At 70.1% G+C, this 25458-nt stretch carries 38 protein-coding genes; 9 read left to right on the top strand and 29 right to left on the bottom strand.

The genetic code is table 11. The features are described from left to right. Positions 1-2: 2 nt before the first annotated feature. From ACLQ3K_RS09845 to ACLQ3K_RS09805, 9 genes are all read right to left on the bottom strand, one after another. Positions 3-296, bottom strand: a complete 294-nt coding sequence (locus ACLQ3K_RS09845; protein ID WP_374201355.1) for a hypothetical protein — start codon at positions 294-296, stop codon at positions 3-5. Positions 297-408: 112 nt separating this feature from the next. Further along, the gene (locus ACLQ3K_RS09840) at positions 409-711 is read right to left on the bottom strand and encodes a YbaB/EbfC family nucleoid-associated protein (RefSeq protein WP_425998890.1); all 303 of its coding nucleotides are present in this window, start codon (positions 709-711) and stop codon (positions 409-411) included. Beyond that, on the bottom strand, positions 711-1007 hold the full coding sequence (locus ACLQ3K_RS09835; RefSeq protein WP_425998888.1) for a hypothetical protein: 297 nt from the start codon (positions 1005-1007) through the stop codon (positions 711-713). The genes ACLQ3K_RS09840 and ACLQ3K_RS09835 overlap by 1 nt, the downstream gene beginning before the upstream one ends. Before the next feature lie 17 nt (positions 1008-1024). Then, entirely contained in the window at positions 1025-2227 is a 1203-nt protein-coding gene (locus ACLQ3K_RS09830; RefSeq protein WP_425998886.1) for a type VII secretion-associated protein, read from the bottom strand. Positions 2228-2295: 68 nt separating this feature from the next. Then, positions 2296-2628 (bottom strand): hypothetical protein, encoded by a 333-nt coding sequence (locus tag ACLQ3K_RS09825; protein ID WP_425998884.1) that lies wholly within the window; start codon positions 2626-2628, stop codon positions 2296-2298. Between the two features lie 18 nt (positions 2629-2646). Then, on the bottom strand, positions 2647-3105 hold the full coding sequence (locus tag ACLQ3K_RS09820; protein ID WP_425998882.1) for a prevent-host-death protein: 459 nt from the start codon (positions 3103-3105) through the stop codon (positions 2647-2649). A 59-nt stretch (positions 3106-3164) separates the two neighbouring features. Then, positions 3165-3809: a DedA family protein gene (locus ACLQ3K_RS09815; protein ID WP_425998880.1), complete on the bottom strand. Its 645-nt coding sequence runs from the start codon at positions 3807-3809 to the stop codon at positions 3165-3167. A 68-nt stretch (positions 3810-3877) separates the two neighbouring features. After that, positions 3878-4705 (bottom strand): tRNA pseudouridine(38-40) synthase TruA, encoded by an 828-nt coding sequence (gene truA / locus ACLQ3K_RS09810; RefSeq protein WP_425998878.1) that lies wholly within the window; start codon positions 4703-4705, stop codon positions 3878-3880. Continuing rightward, complete coding sequence (locus tag ACLQ3K_RS09805) at positions 4702-5583, bottom strand: TetR/AcrR family transcriptional regulator C-terminal domain-containing protein (protein WP_425998876.1); 882 nt, start codon at positions 5581-5583, stop codon at positions 4702-4704. Before ACLQ3K_RS09805 ends, truA begins: the two co-directional genes overlap by 4 nt. Positions 5584-5670: 87 nt before the next feature. Here ACLQ3K_RS09805 and ACLQ3K_RS09800 point away from each other — a divergent pair, with 87 nt between their 5' ends. Then, positions 5671-6858, top strand: coding sequence for an FAD-dependent monooxygenase (locus ACLQ3K_RS09800; protein WP_425998875.1), 1188 nt, complete (start codon positions 5671-5673; stop codon positions 6856-6858). 97 nt (positions 6859-6955) lie between these two features. Then, the gene (locus ACLQ3K_RS09795) at positions 6956-7414 is read left to right on the top strand and encodes a hypothetical protein (RefSeq protein WP_425998873.1); all 459 of its coding nucleotides are present in this window, start codon (positions 6956-6958) and stop codon (positions 7412-7414) included. 61 nt (positions 7415-7475) lie between these two features. Here the strand turns inward: ACLQ3K_RS09795 and rplQ are convergent, their stop codons facing one another. The 6 genes from rplQ to rpmJ all read right to left on the bottom strand — a co-directional run bounded on the left by rplQ (position 7476) and on the right by rpmJ (position 11050). Further along, positions 7476-8171 carry a 50S ribosomal protein L17 gene (gene rplQ, locus ACLQ3K_RS09790; RefSeq protein ID WP_224650156.1) on the bottom strand — a complete coding sequence of 232 codons (696 nt, stop codon included), beginning with the start codon at positions 8169-8171 and terminating at the stop codon, positions 7476-7478. 34 nt (positions 8172-8205) lie between these two features. Beyond that, positions 8206-9264, bottom strand: coding sequence for a DNA-directed RNA polymerase subunit alpha (locus tag ACLQ3K_RS09785; RefSeq protein WP_224650154.1), 1059 nt, complete (start codon positions 9262-9264; stop codon positions 8206-8208). Between the two features lie 80 nt (positions 9265-9344). Beyond that, complete coding sequence (gene rpsD, locus ACLQ3K_RS09780; protein WP_224650151.1) at positions 9345-9950, bottom strand: 30S ribosomal protein S4; 606 nt, start codon at positions 9948-9950, stop codon at positions 9345-9347. 21 nt (positions 9951-9971) lie between these two features. Beyond that, positions 9972-10382: a 30S ribosomal protein S11 gene (gene rpsK, locus ACLQ3K_RS09775; RefSeq protein ID WP_068522638.1), complete on the bottom strand. Its 411-nt coding sequence runs from the start codon at positions 10380-10382 to the stop codon at positions 9972-9974. Then, on the bottom strand, positions 10382-10753 hold the full coding sequence (rpsM, locus tag ACLQ3K_RS09770; protein ID WP_224650148.1) for a 30S ribosomal protein S13: 372 nt from the start codon (positions 10751-10753) through the stop codon (positions 10382-10384). The genes rpsK and rpsM overlap by 1 nt, the downstream gene beginning before the upstream one ends. Before the next feature lie 183 nt (positions 10754-10936). Continuing rightward, positions 10937-11050, bottom strand: a complete 114-nt coding sequence (gene rpmJ, locus ACLQ3K_RS09765) for a 50S ribosomal protein L36 (RefSeq protein ID WP_013127970.1) — start codon at positions 11048-11050, stop codon at positions 10937-10939. A gap of 261 nt (positions 11051-11311) precedes the next feature. Here rpmJ and ACLQ3K_RS09760 point away from each other — a divergent pair, with 261 nt between their 5' ends. After that, positions 11312-12049: a S1 family peptidase gene (locus ACLQ3K_RS09760; protein ID WP_224650146.1), complete on the top strand. Its 738-nt coding sequence runs from the start codon at positions 11312-11314 to the stop codon at positions 12047-12049. 72 nt (positions 12050-12121) lie between these two features. Here ACLQ3K_RS09760 and infA read toward each other — a convergent pair whose 3' ends face one another. Both infA and ACLQ3K_RS09750 read right to left on the bottom strand, forming a co-directional pair. After that, positions 12122-12343, bottom strand: a complete 222-nt coding sequence (infA, locus tag ACLQ3K_RS09755; protein WP_005140011.1) for a translation initiation factor IF-1 — start codon at positions 12341-12343, stop codon at positions 12122-12124. A 107-nt stretch (positions 12344-12450) separates the two neighbouring features. After that, positions 12451-12984 (bottom strand): NUDIX hydrolase, encoded by a 534-nt coding sequence (locus tag ACLQ3K_RS09750; protein ID WP_425998868.1) that lies wholly within the window; start codon positions 12982-12984, stop codon positions 12451-12453. A 60-nt stretch (positions 12985-13044) separates the two neighbouring features. On the opposite strand from ACLQ3K_RS09750, the gene ACLQ3K_RS09745 reads away from it, so the two are divergent. The 5 genes from ACLQ3K_RS09745 to ACLQ3K_RS09725 all read left to right on the top strand — a co-directional run bounded on the left by ACLQ3K_RS09745 (position 13045) and on the right by ACLQ3K_RS09725 (position 17052). Continuing rightward, on the top strand, positions 13045-14346 hold the full coding sequence (locus tag ACLQ3K_RS09745; protein ID WP_425998866.1) for a bifunctional o-acetylhomoserine/o-acetylserine sulfhydrylase: 1302 nt from the start codon (positions 13045-13047) through the stop codon (positions 14344-14346). A 237-nt stretch (positions 14347-14583) separates the two neighbouring features. Beyond that, on the top strand, positions 14584-14823 hold the full coding sequence (locus tag ACLQ3K_RS09740; protein WP_425998864.1) for an AbrB/MazE/SpoVT family DNA-binding domain-containing protein: 240 nt from the start codon (positions 14584-14586) through the stop codon (positions 14821-14823). Next, positions 14820-15242 carry a type II toxin-antitoxin system VapC family toxin gene (locus ACLQ3K_RS09735; protein ID WP_425998862.1) on the top strand — a complete coding sequence of 141 codons (423 nt, stop codon included), beginning with the start codon at positions 14820-14822 and terminating at the stop codon, positions 15240-15242. The genes ACLQ3K_RS09740 and ACLQ3K_RS09735 overlap by 4 nt, the downstream gene beginning before the upstream one ends. A 197-nt stretch (positions 15243-15439) precedes the next feature. Further along, positions 15440-15832: a YciI family protein gene (locus ACLQ3K_RS09730; RefSeq protein WP_425998860.1), complete on the top strand. Its 393-nt coding sequence runs from the start codon at positions 15440-15442 to the stop codon at positions 15830-15832. Between the two features lie 5 nt (positions 15833-15837). After that, positions 15838-17052 (top strand): RNA polymerase sigma factor, encoded by a 1215-nt coding sequence (locus ACLQ3K_RS09725; protein ID WP_425998858.1) that lies wholly within the window; start codon positions 15838-15840, stop codon positions 17050-17052. Between the two features lie 27 nt (positions 17053-17079). On the opposite strand, the gene ACLQ3K_RS09720 is transcribed toward ACLQ3K_RS09725, so the two are convergent. The 11 genes from ACLQ3K_RS09720 to rpsH all read right to left on the bottom strand — a co-directional run bounded on the left by ACLQ3K_RS09720 (position 17080) and on the right by rpsH (position 24272). Next, positions 17080-17754, bottom strand: a complete 675-nt coding sequence (locus ACLQ3K_RS09720) for a hypothetical protein (protein WP_425998856.1) — start codon at positions 17752-17754, stop codon at positions 17080-17082. A 68-nt stretch (positions 17755-17822) separates the two neighbouring features. Continuing rightward, the gene (locus tag ACLQ3K_RS09715; RefSeq protein WP_425998854.1) at positions 17823-18620 is read right to left on the bottom strand and encodes a MerR family transcriptional regulator; all 798 of its coding nucleotides are present in this window, start codon (positions 18618-18620) and stop codon (positions 17823-17825) included. Positions 18621-18670: 50 nt separating this feature from the next. Beyond that, the gene (map, locus tag ACLQ3K_RS09710; protein WP_425998852.1) at positions 18671-19465 is read right to left on the bottom strand and encodes a type I methionyl aminopeptidase; all 795 of its coding nucleotides are present in this window, start codon (positions 19463-19465) and stop codon (positions 18671-18673) included. After that, entirely contained in the window at positions 19462-20007 is a 546-nt protein-coding gene (locus ACLQ3K_RS09705; protein WP_224650115.1) for an adenylate kinase, read from the bottom strand. Before ACLQ3K_RS09705 ends, map begins: the two co-directional genes overlap by 4 nt. Then, entirely contained in the window at positions 20004-21317 is a 1314-nt protein-coding gene (gene secY, locus ACLQ3K_RS09700; protein ID WP_224650113.1) for a preprotein translocase subunit SecY, read from the bottom strand. Before secY ends, ACLQ3K_RS09705 begins: the two co-directional genes overlap by 4 nt. A gap of 255 nt (positions 21318-21572) precedes the next feature. Continuing rightward, positions 21573-22031 (bottom strand): 50S ribosomal protein L15, encoded by a 459-nt coding sequence (gene rplO, locus ACLQ3K_RS09695; RefSeq protein WP_068573249.1) that lies wholly within the window; start codon positions 22029-22031, stop codon positions 21573-21575. Between the two features lie 3 nt (positions 22032-22034). Next, positions 22035-22214 carry a 50S ribosomal protein L30 gene (gene rpmD, locus ACLQ3K_RS09690; protein ID WP_068522648.1) on the bottom strand — a complete coding sequence of 60 codons (180 nt, stop codon included), beginning with the start codon at positions 22212-22214 and terminating at the stop codon, positions 22035-22037. Between the two features lie 3 nt (positions 22215-22217). Beyond that, positions 22218-22868, bottom strand: a complete 651-nt coding sequence (gene rpsE, locus ACLQ3K_RS09685) for a 30S ribosomal protein S5 (protein ID WP_224650111.1) — start codon at positions 22866-22868, stop codon at positions 22218-22220. Between the two features lie 43 nt (positions 22869-22911). Further along, complete coding sequence (gene rplR, locus ACLQ3K_RS09680) at positions 22912-23316, bottom strand: 50S ribosomal protein L18 (protein ID WP_304941292.1); 405 nt, start codon at positions 23314-23316, stop codon at positions 22912-22914. A gap of 3 nt (positions 23317-23319) precedes the next feature. Further along, the gene (gene rplF / locus ACLQ3K_RS09675) at positions 23320-23859 is read right to left on the bottom strand and encodes a 50S ribosomal protein L6 (protein WP_224650109.1); all 540 of its coding nucleotides are present in this window, start codon (positions 23857-23859) and stop codon (positions 23320-23322) included. Positions 23860-23873: 14 nt separating this feature from the next. Beyond that, positions 23874-24272: a 30S ribosomal protein S8 gene (gene rpsH, locus ACLQ3K_RS09670; protein WP_068533016.1), complete on the bottom strand. Its 399-nt coding sequence runs from the start codon at positions 24270-24272 to the stop codon at positions 23874-23876. Between the two features lie 295 nt (positions 24273-24567). On the opposite strand from rpsH, the gene ACLQ3K_RS09665 reads away from it, so the two are divergent. After that, the gene (locus ACLQ3K_RS09665) at positions 24568-24954 is read left to right on the top strand and encodes a DoxX family protein (RefSeq protein WP_425998847.1); all 387 of its coding nucleotides are present in this window, start codon (positions 24568-24570) and stop codon (positions 24952-24954) included. Here ACLQ3K_RS09665 and ACLQ3K_RS09660 read toward each other — a convergent pair. Then, positions 24929-25444 carry an OsmC family protein gene (locus tag ACLQ3K_RS09660; RefSeq protein WP_425998845.1) on the bottom strand — a complete coding sequence of 172 codons (516 nt, stop codon included), beginning with the start codon at positions 25442-25444 and terminating at the stop codon, positions 24929-24931. The genes ACLQ3K_RS09665 and ACLQ3K_RS09660 overlap by 26 nt on opposite strands. Positions 25445-25458: the final 14 nt, after the last annotated feature.

Genomic DNA, 25458 nt, shown 5'->3' with positions numbered 1-25458 from the left:
CGTCAGATCCCCACGGAGCCCAGCCCGGCGACGTTGCCCGCCTCGGTCAGTCCGTACGCGGCGACCGTGCCGGCCGAGGATGCCGCGATCCCGCCGTAGAGCACGGCCAGCTCCGCGACGGACTCCACGTGGACGGCCTGCGCGGCGGTGAAGGCCGCGAGGAAGTCCTGTCCGATCAGGCCGAGCGCCGGGTTCAGCGCAGCGACGTTGGCCGCCGCGTCCACCGATCCCGCCGTCGCGACCGCCGCTCCGATACCGGCGTTGGCGGCCCCGAAGGCCGAGATCGCCGAATTCACCGCCAAGAACATTGCTCTCCCCCATCGTCTACAGCGGGCCCGGTGCGCGAGGCCCTCATGAATTGGACGCACCAGCGCGGGGATCGGATCCCGATTCCTCCGCTCCCGCGGATCACCTCACCGCGAAGTCCGTGTGGAAGCGCTCCATCACCGCGGCGCGGCGCGCCTGCACCTCGCGCGCCGCGACCGCGCAGACGTCGACGATGCGCCGCCCGAGGACGGCACCGTCGGACCGGCAGGCCGCCGGGGTCAGCGTGAGCCCGACGAGCGCGCACACCCCGTCGAGCTCCACGCGGATCGCGCCGTCCGGGCTGGAGACGGCGACCCGGACGGCGTCGAGCTCCGTGCTCGTGCGGCGCAGCACCCGGAGCTGCTCGTGCGCGCGGGCCTCGATGCGGTCCATCTCGGCGCTCATCAGACCCTCCGCAGCCAGGTGCCGACCGACTCGTCCCGGTCGGGTGCCGGTGCGGCGGCCGGCTCCGGAAGTCGCATGGCGCGCAGCACCTCCGGCCCCACACCGGCGCGCTCCAGTTCGGCCCGGCGCTGCAGGCCCGCGGTGGTCGCGGCCTCCCGGCACAGCCGCACGATCGCGTCGGCCAGGTCCTGGGGCTCGCGCCGCAGCTCCGTCCGCTCGATGGCGATGTGCAGCGGCGTGCCCTGATCGTTGGCCCGCACCCGCACCCCGCCGTTGGTGGATGTCGCGATGGTCATCTCTCCCCCTTCATGTTTCATTCCTCCCGCACGGTGCCGACGGCGCGCTCGCACGCGCCCGCCAGCGGTGCCGCGGTGCGTCCCGCCTCGCAGCCGACGCTCAGCTGCGCCGCACCCGCGACCACGACGTACCAGTCCACGAACCGCTCCGGGTCGATCTGCTCGCGGTAGCCGATCACCTCGCGGCCCCCGACGAGGGCGCTCGGGTCGAGGTCCGTGATGCGGCCGTCGGACCGTCGCGCGAGGGCTGATTCCAGGTCGGCCGCGACGGCCGCGAGGTCCGACGGTGCCCGCAGCCGGGTCCGCACCACGGTGACGCGGCGGCCGTCGTCCGCCACCGCCAGCCGCCGGTCCGGGCCCGGCTCGGTGACCGCCCAGCCCTCCGGCAGGTCGACGGAGGCACCGTCGAAGGCGACGCGGACGAAGGACTCCGCCGACGGCGCCGGACGTTCCGGCGCGGACGGCGGAGCGCCGGGCAGGCACGCCACCGCACCCGCGGCGACCACTCCGACGGTGCCCGCGCCCGCCGCGACGAGCGGCCAGCGCCGCGGGCCGCGCTGTCCGGGTGTGTGTTCCGGTTCCGGCTCGGGCGCGGGCGGTGCCGTTGCGGGCCGCGGGTCCGGGGTCGGCGCGAGCACCTCCTCCGGCTCGATCCGGACGACGCGCCAGAGGTGGACCGTGGCCAGCGCACGGCGGGCCCGGTGGTAGATCTCGGGCGGACCATCGACGAGGGCCTGGTCGACGTCGTCGCCGAAGACCTTCCGCGCGGCGCGGAGCGGGTCCGGGTGGGAAGCGGACGCGACGGGGCGCCAGGCACCGTCGGCGAGGACGAGGACGTGCGCCTGCGCCACCGGGCCGCGGCATTCGAGGACGAGGGCGCGTCGGCAGTAGAGCACGCCGGCGGCGCGGACGAGGGCCTCCGCGCGCGGGAGCACCTCGGCGTCGACCCCGAGCGAGGCGGCCGCCGCGGCGATCAGGCTGCGCCGCGGGGCGCCGAAAACGCTGGGCGCCAGGACCGTCCACCTGCGCGACGGTGCGCTGCCGCTCGCCGCGTCGGCCAGCCACTGCGCCCACTGCCGCGTCGCGACCGCAGGCGCGACGAACTCGTCGACGTCCGGCGGCGCGGCCGTCGACCGCACGGCACCGTCCGGCCCGCGTACGTACCACTCGTCCCCCGCGCAGTCGATGACGATGCGCTCCGGGTCCCCCAACCCGATCATGGCTGGACTGTAGCGCGGTCGGACTCACCACAGATCCGAATTCGAAAAGTACCGCGGAGACCCGCCGCCTACTTCGTCTCGTTCGGGTGGCTCGTGTGGACCTGCTCCAGGTAGACGGTGCGGTCGTCGACGAAGAACCAGATTCGGGCGGTGCCCTTGATCGTCGGCTTGTGCTGCCACCGCTCGAACGTCTTACCGCACCGCGAGACGACCGCGAGCTCGTCCCGCAGCGGATAGTTGGTCGGCGTCCTCGTCGTGGGAGTCCTGGTCAGGAAGTCCCACGCGTCGGCGAGGGGGGCCGCGGATCGTCGCCGCGAGATCCTGCCAGCCCTTCCTGGAGTTCGTGGTGGCGAACCGGATCTCGTACTCGACCTTCTTCGGAGGCCGGGGAACGAGTTCACCGCGCTTGTTCGCCACCGCTACGGCCGCTCAACCGGGGAGCCGTCGGCGTCCAACCACTCCACCTCTGCGCTGCCGAGGCCCGCCGCGATGGCAGTCGCCGTCTCCCGCCACGACGTCAGCTCCGCCATCACCAGGTGGGGCTGATCCGTGGAGAAGGAAGCCCGCGCGGCATCGACGAGATCCTTGGCGCACCGGACGCGCCCCTCCGCGGACAGGGCGAGCATCCACGGGAACGCCCTCGCCATCCGCTCGGCGAGGGGCCCGTCGTCGTCCACCGCCACACCGATGAGTTGAGCGGCGAACTCGAGGAGACGCGCACGTCCCTCGGCCTCGCGCTGCGACATGAGGACGAGGTTCTCGCCGTCCCGCCGCGTCACCGTGACCGGATGGTCCTCTGCTTCCGCGAACACCTCGGCCGAATGCTTACTGAGGTCCGAGGACCGGCGCGTCGTGGTGCGGAATGGTGCCGAAGTCATACCCCGATACTATTCGGAATGTATTCGGAAGTCGAGGAGGCCCTCCGCAACACCGCCCGTCAGTGCGTGACGGGCTCCGCCGCGGCGGATTCGGCGGATTCGCGCTTGCGGGCGCGGCGGCGGGTGATCACGGTGATCGCGATGGGGATGATGATCGTCAGCGCGGAGCCGATGAACAGCACCTCGAGGTGGTCGCGCAGCAGCGGGATGCCGCCGAGGAAGTAGCCCAGCAGCACGATCCCGTCGCACCACAGGATCGAGCCGAGCACCGAGAACAACGTGAACTTGCGGTGGTCCATCTTCGAGAAGCCCGCGAGCACCGGCACCAGGGTGCGGACGATGCCGATGAACCGCGCGAAGAGCACCGTGAACGGGCCGTACTTGTCGAAGAAGGCGTAGGTCTTGTCGACGGGGCCCTGCCCGATGAAGTTCATGACCCTGCCGCGCATCACCTTCGGGCCGGCGTACCGGCCGAGGGCGTAGCCGCACTGGTCGCCGATGATCGCCGCGATCGGCAGGAACAGCAGCAGCTGCCACAGCTGCGCGAAGGGCTGGGGCTGCGCCGCGAAGATACCCGCGGTGAACAGGATCGAATCCCCCGGGAAGATGAAGCCCACCAGCAGACCGGTCTCGATGAAGATCAGCAGCACCAGGCCGATGAGGCCCGCGGAGCCGAGGAAGCCGGTGACGTCGAAGGGGTTCACATCACCCGAGTATCCACGCGCCGTACGACGCGATCATGAACTCCGGGCGAACGGCGCCCCAAGCTCCGTCAGTCGCCGCAACAGCCGCCGGAGGGGCCGTCGACCTCGCGCTTCTCCCGGGTGATCAGGTTGCGCTCGGCGAGCTCGTCGTCGGCGGGGTAGTCGACGCGCACCAGCGTGAGCCCGCAGGCGGCGGCCACGTTGATGGCGCTGGAGCGCTCGCGCTCGTCGAGCAGCCCGGCGACCCAGTCGGCGGACCGTCGGCCCTCCCCGACCGCGGCGACCGCCCCGACGAGGGAGCGCACCATCGACCAGCAGAAGGCGTCGGCGGAGACCTCCGCGGTGAACACCCCGTCGGCGTCGCGGCGCCAGGCGAAGCGCTGCAGCTCGCGGACCGTCGTGGCGCCGTCGCGGCGGCGGCAGAAGGCGGCGAAGTCGTGCAGGCCGAGCAGCGCGTCGCTCGCCTCCTGCATCCGCTCCAGGTCGACGGGCCGCCGCCACGGCGCGGTGTCGCGGGCGCGCAGCGGGTTCGCGCCGAACGGGGCGTCGGTGAGGCGGTACTCGTAGTGGCGGCGCAGCGCGGAGAAGCGGGCGTCGAACTCCGGCGGGGCGATGCGGATCGCGGTCACCCGGACGTCCTGCGGGAGCATGCGCGCCAGGCGGCGCACCAGGCCGTCGGGCAGCACGACGGGGTCCGGGAGGTCGAAATGCGCGACCTGGCCCGTCGCGTGCACCCCCGCGTCGGTGCGCCCGGCGACGGTGAGCTGCACCTGCGTGCGAAGGATCGTGCCGATCGCCTCCTCCAGCACGCCGCACACCGTGCGGCGCTCGGGCTGGCGGGCCCAGCCGCTGAAGTCGGTGCCGTCGTAGGCGATGTCGAGGCGGTAGCGAGTCATGTCGCGCGTGACTCTACCGCTGCCGCCAGGCCGTCCAGGTAGCGCGTGAGGGCGGTGTCGAGCAGCACGTCGGCGTCGTACGGGTAGCTGGTGTGCAGCATCTCCGCCATCACCGGGAACCTGTCGGCGGGTGCCGCGGCGCGGAGCTCGTCGAGCCGGGTGTCGATCCACTCGTCCTCGGTGACGCCCGTCGCCGCGCGGTCGGCGAGCTCGGGCTCGATCGTCGCGCCCAGGCCGCGCACCAGGTTGAGCAGGCAGAGGTACTCGGTGAACGCCGCTCGCGGCGGCAGGCCCGCGGCGCGGAGCGCGGCGAGCAGGTGCTCCGACATCGGCATCGCGCCGGGCAACACCGCCGGCCGGGTCATCGACATCGCGGCGGCGAGCCAGGGGTGGGCCTGCATGGTCTCCCACAAGGAGCGGAGCAACGCCTCGACGTCGGCGCGCCAGTCCGCGGTGCGGGGCGGGATGGGCAGCTCCGCCAGCACGCGGTCCAGCATCGCCGACTGCAGCTCGTCGCTGCTGGGGACGTAGCGGTAGACGGCCATCGTCGGGATCTCCAGCGCCGCGGCGAGCCGGCGCATCGAGACGGCCTGCAGGGACTCGGCGTCGGCGATGGCGACGGCTGCGGCGATCACGTCGGCGGCGGTCAGCTCGGGGGCGCGCGGGCGGTCCGGCGCCAGCACCACGCTCCCCCGTCCGGGTGCGGAGTCGACCAGGCCGTCGGCCTGCAGCAGGGCCAGCACCTTCGAGGCCGTTGCCATCGCCACGCCGTGATCGCGCATGATCGCCCGGGTCGACGGTGCCCGGTCCCCCGGCCGCAGCCTGCCCGAAGCGATGCGCTCGCGGAGCACCGCCGCGATCTCCTCGGCGCGCGTCATCCGAGCCCTGATGCACTAGTGCACTTCCTGCGAACATCCACGTCAACACTGTAGCGCGATGCGATCGATACGGCGTACGTTCGCCCTATGAATCAGCTCCGAGTCCTCATTAGCGGCGCGTCCATCGCGGGCCCCGCCGCCGCCCTCCTCCTCGCTCGCCAGGGCCACCGCGTGACGATCGTCGAACGCGCACCGTCGTTGCGCGCGGGCGGCCAGACCGTCGACCTGCGCGGCGCCGGCCGCACCGTGGTCGACCGGCTCGGCCTCGGTCCCGCCACCACCGAGCGGCTGCTCGACCAGCGCGGCCTCGTCAAGGTCGACGGTCGCGGGCGCCGCGGCGCGAGCATGCCCGTCGAGGCGTTCGGCGGCAACGGCGTGGTCTCCACCCACGAGATCCTGCGCGGCGACCTCGCCGAGGTGCTGGTCGACGCCGTGCCCGACGACGTCGAGTACCTGTGGGACGACACCGTGACCGCGATCGAGCAGGACGGCTCGGCAGCCCGCGTGACTTTCGAGAAGGCGCCGGTGCGGGAGTTCGACCTCGTGATCGGCGCCGACGGCCTCGGCTCCGCCGTGCGCCGCGCCGCCTTCGGCCCCGACGCTGCCGCGCTCGACCCCATCGGCCTGCGGTACGCCTGGTTCACCGCCAGCATCGACGAGGACACCCGCGGCTGGTACCTCATGCACACCGCCCGCCGCGGCCGCGTGGTCTCGGTCCGCCCGTCGCGCACCGACGGCACCGTCAAGGCCGGGCTCGCGATCCGCGGCACCGACCCGCGGCGGCTGGGCCGCGAGGAGCAGTTCGCGCTCTTCGAGCGGGAGTTCGCCGACATCGGGTGGGTCGCGCCGCAGCTGCTGGGCGCAATGCGGACCGCGGACGACTGGGCGTACCAGGACCTCGCGCAGGTGAAGCTGGACGGCTGGACCCGCGGCCGCGTCGCGCTCGTCGGCGACGCGGGCTACTGCCCCACCCCGCTCACCGGGCTCGGCACCACCCTCGCACTGGTCGGCGCGTACGTCCTCGCCGGCGAGCTGGGCCACGCCGACGGCGACGTCCCCCGCGCGGTCGCCCGGTACGACGCGGTGATGCGGCCGTTCGTGACCAAGGCGCAGGAGCTGCCGCCCGGCAGCCCCGCGGGGTTCGCGCCGATGGGCCGGATCGGCGTGGCGCTCGGCGACCTCACGTACCGGACGGCCATGACGTGGCCGATGCGGCTGATCTGGGCGGCGCAGTTCGCGAAGGCCGACGGCATCGATCTGCCCGCCTACGCCTGACGCGACTCACGATGTCGGGTTCTGCGGCTATGCGCGTGCACCAGCGCACGTCCGCATACACAGAAGCCGACATCGTGAGCGGCGTAGCGTCGGGCCCATGACCGAAACCGCGCAGACCGTCACCGTGTTCGCCGATGTCCCGCCGGCCGTGCTCTTCGCGGCGCTGGCCCGCCCCGCGGTGCACGCGGCGGCCGACGGATCCGGGATGCTGCGCGGCGTCTCCGGCGGCAGCCCCGAGACGATCACCGGCGTCGGCCAGATCTTCGGCATGGAGATGACCGACGAGCAGGGGCGGCCGTACTCGGTGGACAACCACGTCACCGCCTTCGAACCGGATCGGCGGATCGCGTGGCTGCCCGCCGGGCGCGGGAAGCCGCCCGTCGGCGTCGAGTGGTCGTGGGAGTTCACGCCGGACGGCGAGGGCTCGCTGATCGCCGTCACCTGCGACTGGTCACGGGTGACGAACGAGGCCTACCTCGCGCGGTTCACCCTGCCGCGGGTCTCGGCGGACAAGGTGCGCGCCACCGTCGACGCGGTGATCGCCACGACGCGCTGACCCGCCGAACGACGAAGCCCGCCACCTGCGATGCAGGTGGCGGGCTTGCGTGCGTGGGTGACTACTCCGAGTCGGAGGCGTCCTCCTGCTGCGACTTCGGCAGCGAGTAGCCCGCAGCCTCGGCCGAAGCGTCGTCGGCGAACCAGATCTCGGCGACCGTCGACTCGAAGAAGCGGGTACCGGGACGGTGGTACAGCTTCGAGTCGGCGTTGCCCTTGATCGGGAAGCCCTCGGGAGCCTCGTTGACGTCCTCGAGCGGCGCGTGCGCGCCGGCGGGGAGGTCCGAGCCCTCGGCCGGAGCCTCGGTCTCGACGATCTCCGCAGCCTCGACGGCGGCGGACTTGGCAGCGGCCTGCGAGGCGGCGACGCGCGTGGCACGCGCCCCCTCGGTGGCGGCGAGCTGCTCGGTCACGATCTCGATGACCGCCATGGGGGCGTTGTCGCCCTTCCGGTTCTCGGTCTTGATGATCCGGGTGTAGCCGCCCTGACGGTCGGCGACGGCCGGAGCGATCTCCGCGAACAGCACGTGCACGACGTCCTTGTTGCGGATCTCCTTCATGACCTCGCGGCGGTTGGCCAGCTTGCCGTGCTTGGCATGGCTGATCAGCTTCTCCGCGTAGGGACGCAGGCGCTTGGCCTTCGCCTCCGTGGTCTCGATGCGGCCGTGCTCGAAGAGCGCGGTCGCGAGGTTCGCCAGAATGTGCTTCTGGTGCGAGGCCGAGCCGCCCATCCGGGCGCCCTTAGTGGGCCTAGGCATTGTTTCTCCTGTGGGTGGTTAAGAGCTGTTCAGCTCAGAGCTGCTCGGTCTCGGCGTAATCCTGGTCGCCATCGGCGTCGCCCGAGAACGACGGCTCGTCGCTCCAGGTACCGGTGGCCGGGTCGTACCCGTCGACCTGCGACGGATCGAACGACGCCGGGCTGTCCTTGAGGGCCAGACCCAGCGCGTGCAGCTTGACCTTGACCTCGTCGATCGACTTCTGACCGAAGTTGCGGATGTCGAGAAGATCGGACTCGGTGCGGGCCACGAGCTCGCCCACGGTGTGCACACCCTCGCGCTTGAGGCAGTTGTACGAGCGCACCGTCAGGTCGAGGTCCTCGATCGGCAGCGAGAACGCCGCGATGTGGTCGGCCTCGGCCGGCGACGGGCCGATCTCGATGCCCTCGGCCTCGACGTTGAGCTCCCGGGCGAGCCCGAACAGCTCGACCAGGGTCTTGCCCGCCGACGCCAGCGCGTCACGCGCGGTCATCGAGTTCTTGGTCTCGACGTCCAGGATCAGACGATCGAAGTCGGTGCGCTGCTCGACACGGGTGGCCTCGACCTTGTAGGTCACCTTCAGCACGGGCGAGTAGATCGAGTCGACCGGGATGCGGCCGATCTCGGCGCCCGACGCCTTGTTCTGCACGGCCGGCACGTAGCCGCGGCCCCGCTCGACGACGAGCTCGATCTCGAGCTTGCCCTTGTCGTTCAGGGTGGCGATGTGCAGGTCGGGGTTGTGGACGGTGACCGACGCCGGGGGAACGATGTCGCCCGCGGTGACGGCGCCCGGACCCTGCTTGCGCACGTACATGGTGACCGGCTCGTCGTCCTCCGACGAGACGACCAGGCCCTTGAGGTTCAGGATGACGTCGGTGACGTCCTCCTTCACACCGGGGACCGTGGTGAACTCGTGCAGCACGCCGTCGATGCGGATGCTGGTCACGGCCGCGCCCGGGATGGACGACAGCAGCGTGCGGCGGAGCGAGTTGCCCAGCGTGTAGCCGAAGCCGGGCTCCAGCGGCTCGATGATGAACTTCGAGCGCGCCTCGGAGATGACCTCTTCGCTGAGGGTGGGTCGCTGCGAGATGAGCATTGAGTATTTCCTTCTCTCTGGGCGTCCGCTATTTGACGCCCGTAGAGGGCCGCCGGCGATCTACCGGCGGCCCGTACTACTTACTTCGAGTAGTACTCGACGATGAGCTGCTCCTGGAAGGGCACGACGATCTGCTCACGCTCGGGCACGCGGTGCACGAGGATCCGCAGGGACGACGGGACCACCTGGAGCCACGCCGGAGCGGTGCGCTCGCCGAGGGTCTCACGCGCGATCTGGAACGGCGTGGTGCCGAGCGACTTCGGGCGGACGTCGATGATGTCGTACTGCGAGACGCGGTACGAGGGAACGTCGACGCGGACGCCGTTCACCGTGAAGTGACCGTGGGTCACGAGCTGGCGGGCCTGACGACGGGTACGCGTCAGACCGGCGCGGTAGACGACGTTGTCGAGGCGGGTCTCGAGGATCTGCAGCAGGGCGTCACCGGTCTTGCCGGTGGCGGCCTTGGCCTCCTTGTAGTAGCGCGAGAACTGCTTCTCCATCACGCCGTACATGAAGCGGGCCTTCTGCTTCTCCTTGAGCTGCAGCAGGTACTCGGACTCCTTGATCCGCGCGCGGCCGTGCTGGCCGGGCGGGTAAGGACGACGCTCGAACGCCTCGGAACCGCCGACGAGGTCGACGCCCAGACGACGGGACTTACGGGTGACAGGGCCGGTATAACGAGCCATGGTTTCTCTCTCCTACCTTCCCTAGACCCGACGCCGCTTGGGCGGACGGCAGCCGTTGTGCGGCTGCGGCGTCACGTCGGAAATGGTGCCCACCTCGAGGCCGGCGGCCTGCAGCGAGCGGATTGCGGTCTCGCGGCCCGAACCCGGGCCCTTGACGAAGACGTCGACCTTCTTGACGCCGTTCTCCTGCGCCTTGCGGGCAGCGTTCTCGGCGGCGAGCTGCGCGGCGAACGGGGTGCTCTTGCGCGAGCCCTTGAAGCCGACGTGGCCCGAGGAGGCCCAGCTGATCACGTTGCCACTGGGGTCCGTGATCGAGACGATCGTGTTGTTGAACGTGCTCTTGATGTGAGCGTGGCCGTGCGGGACGTTCTTCTTTTCGCGACGACGCGAAACGCCCTTCTTCGCGCCCGTGGCGCGCGACTTCGGAGGCATTACTTCTTCTTTCCGGCGATGGTCTTCTTCGGACCCTTACGGGTGCGAGCGTTGGTCTTGGTGCGCTGGCCACGCACGGGCAGGCCACGACGGTGGCGGATGCCCTGGTAGCACTGGATCTCGATCTTGCGACGGATGTCGGCCTGCACCTCGCGGCGCAGGTCACCCTCGACCTTGTAGTCCGTGCCCTCGATGAAGTCACGGAGCTTGGTCAGGTCCTCGTCGCTGAGGTCCTTGCTGCGCAGATCCGGGCTCACACCGGTCTCGGTGAGAATCTCAGTCGCGCGGGTACGGCCGATGCCGTAGATGTAGGTCAGTGCGATCTCCATGCGCTTCTCGCGCGGGAGGTCGACACCCATAAGACGTGCCATTCTTGGCGGTTTCCTTCTTCTAAGTCGGAGGTCTGCTCCCCGTCCGTCCTCGGTGGTTCCGGCGCTTTCACGCCGGCCGAGGCCCCGGCCTCCGAGCCGGGGGTGCACAGGGGCTCGTCTGCCCCTGCTGGTGCGGAGAGGTCATCGTGTGTTCAAGCGGCGAACCGCTCGAAGCGCACTGATCTAGCCCTGACGCTGCTTGTGGCGCAGGTTGTCGCAGATCACCATGACCCGACCGTTACGGCGGATCACCTTGCACTTCTCGCAGATCGGCTTGACGCTGGGGTTGACCTTCACGTCAGTCCTATCCAGTTGTTCTCAGTGTTTTTCCGCACCGCCACCGGTAGCCGGAGGGGTGCCACGGCACGCACGACGAAGCCGCGCACGCACGCGATGATCCAGTGTACGCTTCGCGCCCGTCGGCCCCAAATCAGCCGCGAACGGCGCGCGAGCACCGCGCGCGAGGAAGCTCTCATGCTAGCCTCAGGAACGACCGGTGATGCACTATTCACCACTCTAAATTCCCTTGATCTGATCCTCGATCGAAAAGGACCCGCGATGCCTCTGTCCCTCTCCCGCCGCCTGGGCGTCGCCGCCACCGCCGCCGTCGGCGTCGCGGCCTCCCTCCTGGTCTCCGCCGCCCCCGCGACGGCCGCTCCGCGCGTCGTCGTGGGCCCCGGCTCCGAGATCGACATCGTGCAGAAGGAGACGGCCGACGGCATCGAGGTCGCCGCGTGCACCCTCGGCGTGCTCGCCACCACCCCCGACGGCCGCCGCGTCGGCGTCACTGCCGGGCACTGCGGCAAGGCCGGCCAGGAGGTCACCGTCCCCGCGCCCGGCCAGGCCCGCGCGCTCATCTCCGTCGGCAAGATCGAGAAGTCCTCGAACCCGCCCACCAAGACGATCGACGGCCGCGAGGTCTCGACCAACATCTCGCACCCCGACTGGGGCACCGTCTCCTTCAAGCAGGGCGTGCCGCTCGTCAACCGCCTCGGCAAGGCCGCGCCGCGCTCGCTCGGCAAGGCCCGGATCGGCGACAAGGTCTGCAGCCAGGGCCGCACCAGCGGCTGGGTCTGCGGCACCGTCACCGACCTCACCGCCAACCGCTTCCGCACCGACCTCAAGCTGCGCTCGGGCGACAGCGGCGCGTCGCTGATCCGCCTGTCCGACGGTGCCGCCCTCGGCATCCACGCCACCGGCTCGGCCGAGCCCGGTTCCGACGGCTCCGAGGTCTCCGACTACTGGGACCTGGGCTTCGTCCTCGCCCAGGCCGGCGGCCTGCGCCTGGCGGTCTAGCACCCCGAACACGAAGAAGACCCACCCCGCGGGGTGGGTCTTTCTCGTCTGTTCGTGCTGCGCGCTACGCGGTCACTTGTACCGGTAGACGATGCGCCCGCGCGTCAGGTCGTACGGAGAGAGCTCCACGACGACCCGGTCCTCGGGCAGAATACGAATGTAGTGCTGCCGCATCTTGCCGCTGATGTGGGCGAGCACCTTGTGCCCGTTCTCCAGCTCGATGCGGAACATTGCGTTGGGGAGCGGCTCGACGACGCGGCCCTCCACCTCGATGGCTCCGTCCTTCTTCGCCATACCCTCCACGATCCTGTTGTCTTCAGCGGACGCCGTGTGCGACCTGTGCCCCTCCTGAACGGACGGGCATGCGGCCGAACGCCGCGCTACCCACCTATTCTACGCGCTCAGGACTCGTCCGACGAATCCTGCCCGGAACCGCCCCCGGCCTTGACGAGGTGCAACGCGAGTTCGACCGAGTCGGGAACGAAGTCGGCGGGGTCCGCGGCGACCGCCGCGAGCAGATCGTCCGGCGTCGTCCACGCGCCGCTCTCCACCTCCTCGGGCTGGTGCACGACCGCCCCGTCGTACGTGCAGACGTACTGGAAGCACACGAACCGGGTACGGGGATCCTCGTAGGCCCGCACGCCGACGGGCCGCAGCTCCACCCCGTGCACCCCGAGCTCCTCGAAGGCCTCGCGCGCCGCACCGTCGTCCGGCGACTCCCCCGCCAGGAGCACCCCGCCCGCCGTGAAGTCGCGCAGCCCTGGGTAGACGTCCTTGATCGGCGTGCGGCGGTGCACGTAGATCCGGCCGGCGGAGTCGAAGACGAGGACGCCGGTGGTGCCGTGCCGCAGGTTCTCGGCGCGCACCCGCGACCGCGGCGCCGCCCCCGCGGGGCGCCCGGCGTCGTCGTAGAGCGCCACGATCTCGTCCGTCATTTCTCCACAGTATGAGCCAAACCCTGGACACCGCACCGCGCGTGCACTTGTATCGGGGCCATGAGCAATCCGGACAGCCCGAACTGGCATTTCGAGACCACGCAGATCCACGCCGGGCAGGCGCCCGACGGGGCCACCAACGCGCGCGCGCTGCCGATCTACCAGACCACGTCGTACACGTTCAACAACACCGATCACGCCGCGGCGCTGTTCGGGCTGGCCGAGCCGGGCAACATCTACACCCGCATCATGAACCCGACGCAGGACGCGGTCGAGCAGCGGATCGCCGCGCTCGAGGGCGGCGTCGCCGCGCTGCTCGTGGCCTCGGGCCAGGCGGCCGAGACGCTCGCGATCCTCAACGTCGCCGAGTCGGGCGACCACCTCGTCAGCTCGCCGTACCTGTACGGCGGCACCTACAACCTGCTGCACTACACCCTCGCCAAGCTGGGCATCGAGGTCACCTTCGTCGAGAACCCGGACGACCTGGAGCAGTGGCGCGCCGCAGTCCGCCCCAACACCCGCGCCTTCTTCGCCGAGACCATCTCGAACCCGCGCGGCCACGTGCTCGACATCGCCGGCGTCTCCGGTGTGGCCCACGAGAACGGTCTGCCGCTCATCGTCGACAACACCGTCGCGACCCCGTACCTGCTGAACCCGCTCCAGCACGGCGCTGACATCGTCGTGCACTCGGCCACCAAATACCTCGGCGGCCACGGCGCCGCGATCGGCGGCGTCATCGTCGACGGCGGCAACTTCGACTGGACGCAGGGTCGGCACCCGAACTTCACCACCCCGGACCCCTCGTACCACGGCGTCGTCTTCGCCGACCTCGGCGCGCCCGCCTTCGCGCTCAAGGCCCGCGTGCAGCTGCTGCGCGACCTGGGCCCCGCGATCTCGCCGTTCAACGCCTTCCTGCTCTCGCAGGGCATCGAGACGCTGAGCCTGCGCGTGGAGCGGCACGTCGAGAACGCGCAGAAGGTCGCCGAGTACCTCTCCGGCCAGGAGGGCGTGACCTCCGTGATCTACGCCGGCCTCCCCTCGTCGCCGTACTACGACCGCGCGAAGGAGCTGCTACCCAAGGGTGCCGGCGCCATCGTCGCCTTCGAGCTGGCCGGCGGCGTGCCCGCGGGCAAGGCCTTCGTCGACGCCCTGGAGCTGCACAGCCACGTCGCGAACATCGGCGACGTGCGGTCGCTGGTGATCCACCCCGCGTCGACCACGCACTCGCAGCTCACCGAGCAGGAGCAGCTCGAGGCCGGCGTCACGCCGGGCCTGGTGCGCCTGGCCGTGGGCATCGAGCACATCGACGACATCCTCACCGACCTGCAGCTCGGCCTCAAGGCCGCTGCGAACGCGTCCTAGGGAGCCTGCGATGCGCGCGCTGCGGTGGTTGCGACGGGCGGTCCGTTCCGCCCTCCAGGACGACGACGCCTGGGCCGCGGCCGTGCAGCGCGGCTGTACCTGAGATCAGGTCCTCCTCGATGGCACCCCCGAGTCACGGACTCGGGGGTGCCATCGTCTGAGCGCTCTCGGATTCTGTCCGATCCGGACAGGGATTTCACTGGGATCCGATTGGGATGTGCCTGGTAGATTGGTCCCATGGAAGCAACAGTGGATTCCGTGGGCCGGATACTCGTCCCGAAACAGCTTCGCGACGCCCTCGGCATCACGCCTGGCTCGGTGGTCGACATCTCCTGGTACGGCAGCGGAGTTCAGATCACTCCCGGGGGCCGTACGGCCCGGCTGGAGCGGGACGAAGACGGTCGCCTCGTCGCGGTGGGCGGCGGCCCCCTCACCGACGAGGTGGTTTTCGCCCTGATCGACGCCGGGCGCAGATGACCGACGACGTCGCTATCGCAGTGGACACGTCCGTAGCTGTTGCACTTCTGTTCGCGGAGCACGACCACCATGCCGCCGTCGCCGCCTGGGCGAAGGGCAAGCGGCTCGCGCTGAGCGGGCATGCGCTCGCCGAGACCTACTCGGTTCTCACCCGGTTGCCCGGCGAACATCGCCTGACGCCCGACGACGCTGCCCGATTGATCGACGACAGTTTTCCCGAGAAGTTCGCGCTCCCACCGGCGGCAGGAGCTGAGGTCCACCACCGCTGTGTGGAGACGAACATCGCGGGTGGACAGGTGTACGACGCACTCGTCGCCTTCGCCGCCCTCGACAACGGCGCAGTGCTCGCGACACGGGACGGCCGCGCTCGCGGCACCTACAACGCCATCGGCGTGACCACGATCCTCATCGCTTCGTGATCGATCTCTCCCACCACTCCAGCTCAGCCCGGACCTGGATCTCCAGGGCCACGGTGGCGGATCCCGGCACGTCGATGCTGCCTCCAGACCAACGCACCTGACGGATTCGCCGGCCACGTCGTGTCGACATCGGCCATCCTGGCTTCGACGTCCCCTCGTACCGCGCATCCGGCGCGATACGCCGAGAGGAGCGAGCCGTGAAGTACGTCATCCTGATCCACTCCAATCCCCAGCCCTGGGGACACCCCACCGGGGACTTCCTGCCCGAGTACCGCGACGTCGACCCCGCCGTGAAGGCGCGGATGGACGCCGACTTCGAACGGCTCCTCACCGAGTTGGACGAGCGCGGCGAGCTCGTCGGGGGCGAGGCGCTCGGCGATCCCGTCTCGTCGCGCCTGTACCGCTGGCACGACGACGCGCCCCTCGCGGTCGACGGGCCGTACTCCGAGACGAAGGAGCACCTCGCGGGCTTCTTCCTGATCGACGTGGAGGACCGGCGGCGGGCGGAAGTCGTGGCCGCGCAGTTCTCCGGCCCCGGCGAGACCGTCGAGCTGCGCCCGGTGATGGGCCCGGGCGGCGACGAATCCTGAGCGCCGTGCCCGCCGGCGACGCCTTCGAGGACGTGTGGCGGCGCGAGTCGCCGCACGTCCTGGCCGCGCTCCTCCGCGTCCGCGCCGATCTCGCGGCGTGCGAGGACGCGGCGCAGGAGGCCGCCGAGGCCGCGGTCCGGCAGTGGCCGCGAGACGGGACGCCGCACGATCCGCGCGGGTGGTTGATCCGCGTGGCGCAGCGGCGCCTCATCGATCGATGGCGGTCGGAGGCCGCCCGCACCCGTCGCGAGGAGGCCGACGCACGACGAGCGACCGCCGCCGAGGTCTCGTCGGCCGACGACACCGTCGACCTCCTGCTGCTCTGCGCCCACCCGGCGCTGAGCCGGCCCTCCCAGGTCGCGCTGGCCCTGCGCGCCGTGGCCGGACTCGGCGTGGAGCGCATCGCCGCCGTGTACCTCGTACCTCCCCGGACGATGACGCAGCGGCTGACCCGCGCCCGGGCCGCCCTGCGGGACGCCGGCGCGACCTTCCCCGTGCCGTCCGGCGCGGAGCTCCCCGGTCGCGTGGCCGCCGCCCTGGACGTGTGCCACCTGATGTTCACGGCCGGGTACACCCGCAGCTCCGGAACCGACCTGCTGGACGACGAGCTGACGGCGGAGGCGCTGCGCCTGACCCGGCGGATGGTCGCGGCCTTCCCCGACCACGACGAGGCGGCCGGCGCCCTCGCGCTCATGCTGCTCACCGACGCGCGAGCGCCGGCCCGCGTCGACGACCGCGGGGACCTCGTCCCCCTCGCCGAGCAGGATCGCTCGCGCTGGCGGCGCGACGCGATCGCCGAGGGCGTGGCGATCCTCGAGGAGCTGCTCCCCCGCGGCCACGTGGGCACCTTCGCTCTGCAGGCCGCGATCGCAGCGGTGCACGCGGAGGCCGACACCTACGACGACACGGACTGGGCGCAGATCCTCGTCCTGTACCGCATGCTCGAGCGGGTCGCGCCGTCGGCCACAGTCGCGCTCAATCACGCTGTCGCGGTGGGGATGGCGTACGGGCCGGAGGCGGGCCTCGCGCTGCTCGCCCGCCTGGACGACGACCGCGCGCTGCGCGACGGACACCGGCTCCCCGCCGCCCGAGCGCACCTGTCCGAGCTGGCCGGCCGCACCGACGACGCGGCCGCGGCGTACCGCATCGCGGCGGCGCGCACGGCGAGCCTCCCCGAACAGCGGTACCTCAACCGGCGCCTCCGCGACCTCGGTGCATGACGCCGCCGCCGCCCGAGGGCCGGGCGCTCAGCGCTCCAGGGCCGCGCGGACCTGGTTCTCCAGGGCGACGGTGGCAGAGCGCGGCAGGTCGATGAGGCCGTCGAGCTCCGCCCGCGCGCGCTGATACGCCTGCTGGCGTTCCGGGCCGGTCGCGGAGGAGTCGAGCGCGACGGCGAGCAGCCGCTGCGCCTTGGCGAGGCGCTCCTGCTCCAGCGGCGAGAAGTCGCCGCGGCGGCGGCGTTTCGCCTCCTGCTCCGCGACGTCGAACGCGCCGGCGTACGCGTGCACCGCGTCGCGGTACTGCTCGACGTCCGACGCGGACGCCTCGTCGGGCGAATCCGGGCGGAGCAGGTCGGCGCGACGCTTGGCCTTGTGGAAGTCGACGGTCAGCGGCTCCCGCATGTCCACCATCATCGGGAAGTCGAGGATGGTGGCGAGATCCGTCTCGTAGCCGAACCAGCGCGTGTCGACGCCGTCGTGGGCGGCGACGGCGCGCTCGAGCTCCCGCTGGACCTGCGCCGCGTCGACCCGGCCCATGCCCTGCGCGGTGGCCAGCGCCACCTTGGTCTCCTGCTTGATGCGGTACTTCTCCAGGCGGCGCGCCGCGCGACGCTCGTACCAGACCGACAGGCCCTTCGTACTGCCGCCGAGCACGAAGACGAGCCACCAGTAGTCCTTGACGAGTTCCACCAGCTGGTCCACTCCACCAGGGTACGTACCGCGGCGAACGGGCACGGCGTCGTTCGCGACGATCCGCCGTGCCCGTCCGGCTACTGCTGCTCCGCGTTCTCCTCCTGCTCCGCGTTCGCGGTCACGATGTCGACCACGTACTGGGCGAGGCCCGGCGCGATGTCCTCGTAGTGCTTCCGGAACCGGTGATCGGTCACGTACATCTGCGCCACGCACACCTGCATCGCGTGGTCGCAGTCGTACCAGCGGTCGATCCCGGCGCGGTGCCGCTCGGCGAGCTCGTTCGCCTCGGGCGAGCCGGGCGCGACGCCGCGGGCCAGGCCGTCGGCGAGCGCGGCCTCGAGGGCGTCGCCCTCGGCCTTGAGCTGCTTCCAGTCGTCCTTGCTCAGCTTCGCGGTGCGCTCGGCGCTCTGCTTCCAGGCGTCGGTGTCGCCCCAGCGCTGCTCCGCCTCGTCGGCGTAGCCCTCGCCGAGCCAGTCGGCGCCGAAGATCTCGGTCTGCTCCTCGGCGGTGAGGGTGATCCCCCGCTTCTTGCTGTTCATCATGTCCTCCACAGCCGCGACCATCCGGTGCAAACGGTCGATCCGCTCGGAGAGCAGCGTGTGCTGCGCCTCCAGGTGGGCCATGGCGTCGGCCGACGGATCGTCGAGCAGGGTCGCTATCTGCTCGAGCGGGAAGCCCAGCTCCCGGTAGGTCAGCACGCGGTGCAGCCGCTCGACGTCGTCGTCCGAGTAGGCCCGGTAGCCGGCGCTGGTGCGCGCCGACGGCGGAACCAACCCGATCTCGTCGTAGTGGTGCAACGTGCGGACGCTGACCCCGGTCATCCGCGCGATGGCGCCGACCGTGTGGAAGGACTTCCGTTCGTTCACGCCGACCACGCTCCCGCCTCACGTCGCGTGAGGGTCAAGAGCGTTTCCATCGCCGCAGGTCAGGGACGCGGAGTGAGGATGCGGGGGCCGTCGGCGGTGACGGCGACGGTGTGCTCCCAGTGCGCGGACCGCGCACCGTCGTCCGTGACGACGGTCCAGTCGTCGGCGAGGACGGAGGTGTCGGGGGTGCCCAGGGTGAGCATCGGCTCGATCGCGAGGGTGGATCCGACGACGAGGTGCGGGCCCTTGCCCGGGTCGCCCTCGTTGGCGAGGAAGGGCTCCATGTGCATCTCGCGGCCGATGCCGTGGCCGCCGTAACCGTCGACGATCGCGAACTCGCGGCCCAGCCGCGCCGACTGCGCGTACGTGGCGGTCTCGATGGCGTGCGAGACGTCGGTGAGGCGGTTGCCGTCAAGCATGGCGGCGATGCCGGCCTCCATCGCGAGGCGCGTGGCCTCGGAGAGGTCCTCGTCCGCCTTGGACAGCTCGCCCACGCCGAAGGTCCACGCGGAGTCGCCGTGCCAGCCGTCGAGGATCGCACCGCAGTCGATGGAGACCAGGTCGCCGAGGGCGAGCACCGTCGAGCGATCCGGGATGCCGTGGACGACGACCTCGTTCACCGAGGAGCAGATCGAGCCCGGGAAGCCGTGGTAGCCCTTGAAGGACGGGACCGCGCCGGCCTCGCGGATCACCGTCTCGGCGACCTCGTCGAGTTCGTGGGTGGAAACGCCGACGCGGGCGGCGTCGCGGACCGCGACGAGCGCGCGGCCCACGACGGCGCCCGCGGCGGCCATCGCGTCGAGCTCTCCCGCGGAGCGGAAGGGCACGGTCTTCTTACGGCGGAAACGACTCACTTGTCGAGCTGCGCGGTCACGCGGCCGAGGACCTCGTCGACGGTGCCGACGGCGTCGATGTGCGTGACGAAGTCGCCGTAGTAGGCGAGCAGCGGCGCGGTCTGGTTCTCGTACACGTGCAGGCGGTTACGGATGACCTCTTCGGTGTCGTCCGCGCGGCCGCGGGCGAGCATCCGCTCGACGACGGTGTCCTCAGGGACCTCGAAGGAGACCACGGCGTCGAGCTTCTGGCCGCCCTCGGCGAGGATCTCACCCAGCGCGTCCGCCTGGTCGGTGGCGCGGGGGAAGCCGTCGAGGATGAAGCCGTTCTTCGCGTCGGGCTCCGCCAGGCGCGAACGCACCATGTCGACGGTGACCGACGACGGGACGAGCTCGCCGGCGTCCATGTACTTCTTGGCCTCGACGCCCAGCGCGGTGCCCTCGCTGATGTTCGCGCGGAACAGGTCGCCCGTCGAGATGTGCGGAATGCCGTACTTCTCCGACAGCCGCTCCGCCTGCGTGCCCTTGCCGGCGCCGGGAGGGCCCAGAATAACGAGTCTCACTTGAGGAATCCTTCGTAGTTACGTTGCATCAACTGACTCTCGATCTGCTTCGTGGTATCGAGCGCCACGACCACGATGATGAGGACCATCGTGCCGCCGAACGGCAGATTACTCATGTTCGAGCCGCTACCGGTGAGTTCGATGAAGAGGTTCGGGAGGATCGCGATGATGCCGAGGTACAGCGAGCCGGGCAGCGTGATGCGCTGCAGCACGTAGTTCAGGTAGTCGGCCGTCGGCTTGCCGGGACGGATGCCCGGGATGAAGCCGCCGAACTTCTTCATCTCGTCGGCGCGCTCCTCCGGGTTGAAGGTGATCGCGACGTAGAAGTACGTGAAGAAGATGATCAGCGCGAAGTAGATCACGATGTGCCAGGTGCTGCCGGGGTTCACCAGGTTGGTCTGGATCCACTGCACCCAGCCCGCGGTCGAATCACTCGCGACGAGCTGGATGACCAGCTGCGGCAGGTACAGCAGCGACGAGGCGAAGATGACCGGGATGACGCCGGCGGTGTTCACCTTGAGCGGCAGGTAGGTCGACGAGCCGCCGTACATCTTGCGGCCGACCATGCGCTTGGCGTACTGCACCGGGATGCGGCGCTGACCCTGCTCGACGAAGACGACGGCGACGAGGATCAGGAAGACCGCGAAGCAGACGAGGCCGAAGGCGAGGCCGCCCTGGCTCTGCAGGATCTGCTGGCCGTCGGCGGGCAGGCGCGAGGCGATGCCGGCGAAGATGAGCAGCGACATGCCGTTGCCGATGCCGCGCTCGGTGATCAGCTCACCGAACCACATGACCAGGATCGCGCCGGCGGTCATGGTGGCGACGATGACGGTCAGCGAGAAGATGCCGTTGTCGGCGAGGATGCCGGGGCAGTCGGGCAGCAGGTTGCCGCGCGAGGCCATCGCGACGATCGCGGTCGCCTGCAGCAGCGCCAGCGCCACCGTGAGGTAGCGGGTGTACTGCGTGATCTTCGCCTGACCGGCCTGACCCTCCTTACGGAGCGTCTCGAAGCGCGGGATGACCACCATCAACAGCTGGATGATGATCGACGCGGTGATGTACGGCATGATGCCGATCGCGAACACCGACAGCTGCAGCAGCGCGCCGCCGGAGAACATGTTGATCAGCGAGTAGACCTGACCGCTGTCGCCGCTCGTGGCCTTGTCGACGCACTCGGTGATGGTTCCGAAGTTCACACCGGGCGACGGCAACGTGGCGCCGAGCCGGTAGAGCACGAGGATGCCCAGGACGATCAGGATCTTCCGCCGCAACTCCGGGGTCCGGAAGATCGGGACTAGGGCCGAAAGCACACATCCTCCTGGCAGCCGGGCGGCCCGGACGGGCCGCCCCACGCTCGTGGACATCTGCTCCGCACGCGGCGGAGCAGGACGTCCTCATGGGTAATCCTGCAAACGTATGAACTCTAACAGCCGTACTCATCACGGCTGTTCACGGTGGGTACCGGCCGGCAGGAGACAACCGGCACCGTCGTGCAGTGAAACGAGAGCCGCGGTAGGCACCGGTGACCGGCGCCTACCGCGGCGTCCACGTTTCGAGCGCGAGGACTAGGCCTCGGCCGAGGGCTTGAGCTCGGTGGTCGAACCACCGGCGGCCTCGATCTTCGCCTTGGCGGCGCCGGTGACCTTGGTCGCCGTCACGTCCACCTTGACGCTGATCTCGCCGTCGCCCAGCACCTTGACGACACGGTTCTTGCGAACCGCACCGGCGGCGACGAGCTCGTCGATGCCGATGGTGCCGCCCTGCGGGAACAGGCGAGCGATGTCGCCGACGTTCACCACCTGGTACTCGACACGGTTGCGGTTCTTGAAGCCCTTGAGCTTCGGCAGCCGCATGTGCAGCGGCATCTGGCCGCCCTCGAAGTTCACGGGGACGTTCTTGCGCGCCTTGGTGCCCTTGGTGCCGCGACCGGCGGTCTTACCCTTGGAGCCCTCACCGCGACCCACGCGGGTCTTGGCCGTCTTCGCGCCCTTCGCGGGACGGAGATCGTGCAGCTTGATAGCCATTGCTTACACCTCCTCCACTTCCACGAGATGCGATACGACCTGGATCAGGCCGCGGTTGACGGGGGTGTCCTCACGGACGACCGACTTGCGGATGCCCTTGAGGCCCAGGGTGCGCAGGCTGTCGCGCTGGTTCTGCTTGAGCCCGACGAGGCCTCGCACCTGGGTGATCTTCAGCTCTGCCATGACTTACGCTCCCTGACCTGCACGGGCGCGGAGCATGCCGGCCGGGGCCACGTCCTCGATGGGCAGGCCGCGACGAGCCGCGACCTCCTCGGGACGCTGCAGCTCCTTGAGAGCGGCCACGGTCGCGTGCACCACGTTGATGGCGTTGTCCGAGCCGAGGCTCTTGGCGATGACGTCGTGGACGCCGGCCGCCTCGAGCACGGGACGCACGGCGCCACCGGCGATGACACCGGTACCCGGGCTGGCGGGACGCAGCAGCACGACGCCGGCCGCGGCCTCACCCTGCACCGGGTGCACGATGGTGTTGCCGATCATGGGGACGCGGAAGAAGTTCTTCCGAGCCTCCTCGACGCCCTTCTGGATGGCCGCAGGAACTTCCTTGGCCTTGCCGTAGCCGACACCGACCATGCCCTGGCCGTCACCGACGATCACGAGGGCGGTGAAGCTGAAGCGACGACCACCCTTCACGACCTTCGAGACGCGGTTGATGGTGACGACCTTCTCGATGAACTGGCTCTTCTCGGCCTCGCGGCCACCACGCTGATCGCGGTCGCGGCCACCACGGCCGCCGCGGCGGTCGTTGCTGTTGTTATCGGGACCGTTGTTTCCGGCGGGGCCGTTGCTGCCGCCGTCACGACGCTGACGTCCGGGCATCAGGCTGCCTTTCGTTCGGTGGAAAACATGCTGGTACGAGTCATCAGAACGTCAGCCCGCCTTCGCGAGCGGCGTCCGCGAGCGCGGCGATCCGGCCGTGGTACTTGTTGCCACCACGGTCGAACACGACGGCGTCCACGCCGGCAGCCTTGGCACGGGCCGCGATGAGCTCGCCGACCTTCTTGGCCTGGGCCGACTTGTCGCCGCCCGCAGCCTTGACGTCCGCCTCGAGCGTCGACGCCGCGGCCAGCGTGTGGCCCTTGAGGTCGTCGATCAGCTGGACGTGGATGTGCCGGCTCGAGCGCTTGACCGCGAGCCGCGGACGGACCGCGGTGCCCTCGATCTTCTTGCGCAGGCGGAAGTGACGACGGGCCTTCGACGTACGACGGCGCGTCGAGACGTCCTTGCCCATCGGGATGCGCTTCTTGTTCTCAGTCTGAGTTGCCATGAGTTACTTACCCGTCTTTCCGACCTTGCGACGGATCTGCTCACCCTCGTACCGCACGCCCTTGCCCTTGTAGGGATCGGGACGACGGAGCTTGCGGATGACCGCCGAGACCTGGCCGACCTGCTGCTTGTCGATGCCGGACACGGAGAACTTGGTCGGGCTCTCCACCACGAAGGTGATGCCCTCGGGCGCCTCGATCGGGACCGGGTGGCTGTAGCCCAGGGAGAACTCGAGGTCCTTGCCCTTGAGCGCCACGCGGTAACCGACGCCGTAGATCTCCATCTTCTTGGTGTAACCCTCAGTCACACCCGTCACCATGTTGGCGACCAGCGTCCGCGACAGACCGTGCAGCGCCTTGTTGCGCCGCTCGTCGTCGGGACGGGCGACCACGATGGCGCCCTCATCGTTCTTCGACACCGAGATCGGCTCGGAGACGGTCAGCGCCAGCTGGCCCTTGGGGCCCTTGACGGTGACGTCCTGGCCGGCGATCTGCACGTCGACGCCCGTGGGAACGACCACGGGGTGCTTACCAATTCGCGACATAAGTTTCTGTCCCCTTACCAGACGTAAGCGAGGACTTCGCCGCCCACGCCCTGCTTGGCTGCCTGGCGGTCCGTGAGGAGGCCCGAGGACGTGGAGATGATCGCCACGCCCAGGCCGCCCAGGACCTTCGGCAGATTGGTGGACTTCGCGTACACGCGCAGACCGGGCTTCGACACGCGGCGCAGGCCGGCGATCGAACGCTCACGGCTGGGGCCGTACTTCAGCGAAACGACGAGGTTCTTGCCGACCTCGGCGTCCTCGGTACGGAAGTCGGTGATGTAGCCCTCACGCTTGAGGATCTCGGCGATGTTCGCCTTGATCTTCGAGTGCGGGAGCGTCACCTCGTCGTGGTACGCCGAGTTGGCGTTGCGCAGACGGGTCAAGAAGTCTGCGATCGGATCAGTCATGGTCATGACAGATTCGTCTACCTTTCTCGCAGCGGTTCCCATACATCGCCGGCGGTCTGGTGCCTGGCTCTCGACAGCGCGAAAGACGGGCCTGGAACGTCCGACGGTGGGCCTACTACGAAGCAAACCGTCCTGCAATACCGTTGCACTGCAGGGATTCCGGACCGGCGAACCGGTTCGGGGAAGTGCGCCGGCCGTGCTCGAAGCACGACAGGCAACCTCACTAGTGTAGAGAAAGTGCCGGTCAGAGTCGAATCGGAGGCTCTTGTCCCCCGGCGCCGGGCGGCCTAGCGTGAGGATCATGCCCTCGGTGAACGATCTCGTCCGCGATCCCCGGCTCTACCAGGCGGCCGCGGCCGGGCAGGCCACGGACGCCGCCATCTGCATCCAGCCCATCCCGTACGTCGCGCAGTGCCTCGACGACGTCGGCTGGCCCGACGGTGGCCGCTGGTTCTTCCCGCTGGTCAAGGGCGCGTCGGCGCTGGGCCTCGCGGCCGCACCGCGGTGGCCGGGTCTGGCCCGGCTCACCGCGATCATGCTGACGCTGTACTTCTGCACGGCCGTCGGGCTGCACATCCGCGCGCGCGACCTGCGGCTGAACTTCGCGGCGGCCTCGTCGCTGCTGGTCTTCTACGCAGCGCTCGCCGCGACGGGTCCCCGGGTCAGTTCACCCGCAGCGTCGTCGTGACCGGCGTCGGGTTCTGGGTGAGGTCCAGGACCGGGCAGTGCTTGTCGACGGTGTCCGTCAGCTCGCGGTAGCGCTCCTCGGTGTCCGGGCCGGTGATGTCGACCGTGACGCGGACCGCGGTGAAGCCCGGGCGGACCGTCTCGTCGAGGCCGAAGAAGCCGCGCACGTCGAGGTCACCCTCGGCGCTGAGCTTCAGCTCGTCGATGGTGATGCCCAGCTTGTCGGCGTAGAAGCGGTAGGTCACCACCTGGCAGGACAGCAGCGCGCCCAGGTAGGCCTCGACGGGGTTGATCGCGGTGTCGTCGCCGCCGAGCGTCGGCGGCTCGTCGACCACGAGGGTGTGCTGGCGCGCCGTGGTGACGCTGCCGACCGTGCCCTGCGGGACGGCCGTCGCCGCGAAGACGACGTGCGCGTTGGCGGTGTTGCGGGTGACGGCCTGGTCGGTCGCGTCGATGATGGCGGCGAGCGTTCCGGTGGCGGATGCGGTCATGGGGCACTCCTGAT

Source organism: Tsukamurella sp. DT100, assembly GCF_049844855.1.
Taxonomy (GTDB): Bacteria; Actinomycetota; Actinomycetes; order Mycobacteriales; family Mycobacteriaceae; genus Tsukamurella.
The sequence above is the reverse complement of the archived record's forward strand: the minus strand, read 5'-3'. Positions and strand labels throughout refer to the sequence as shown.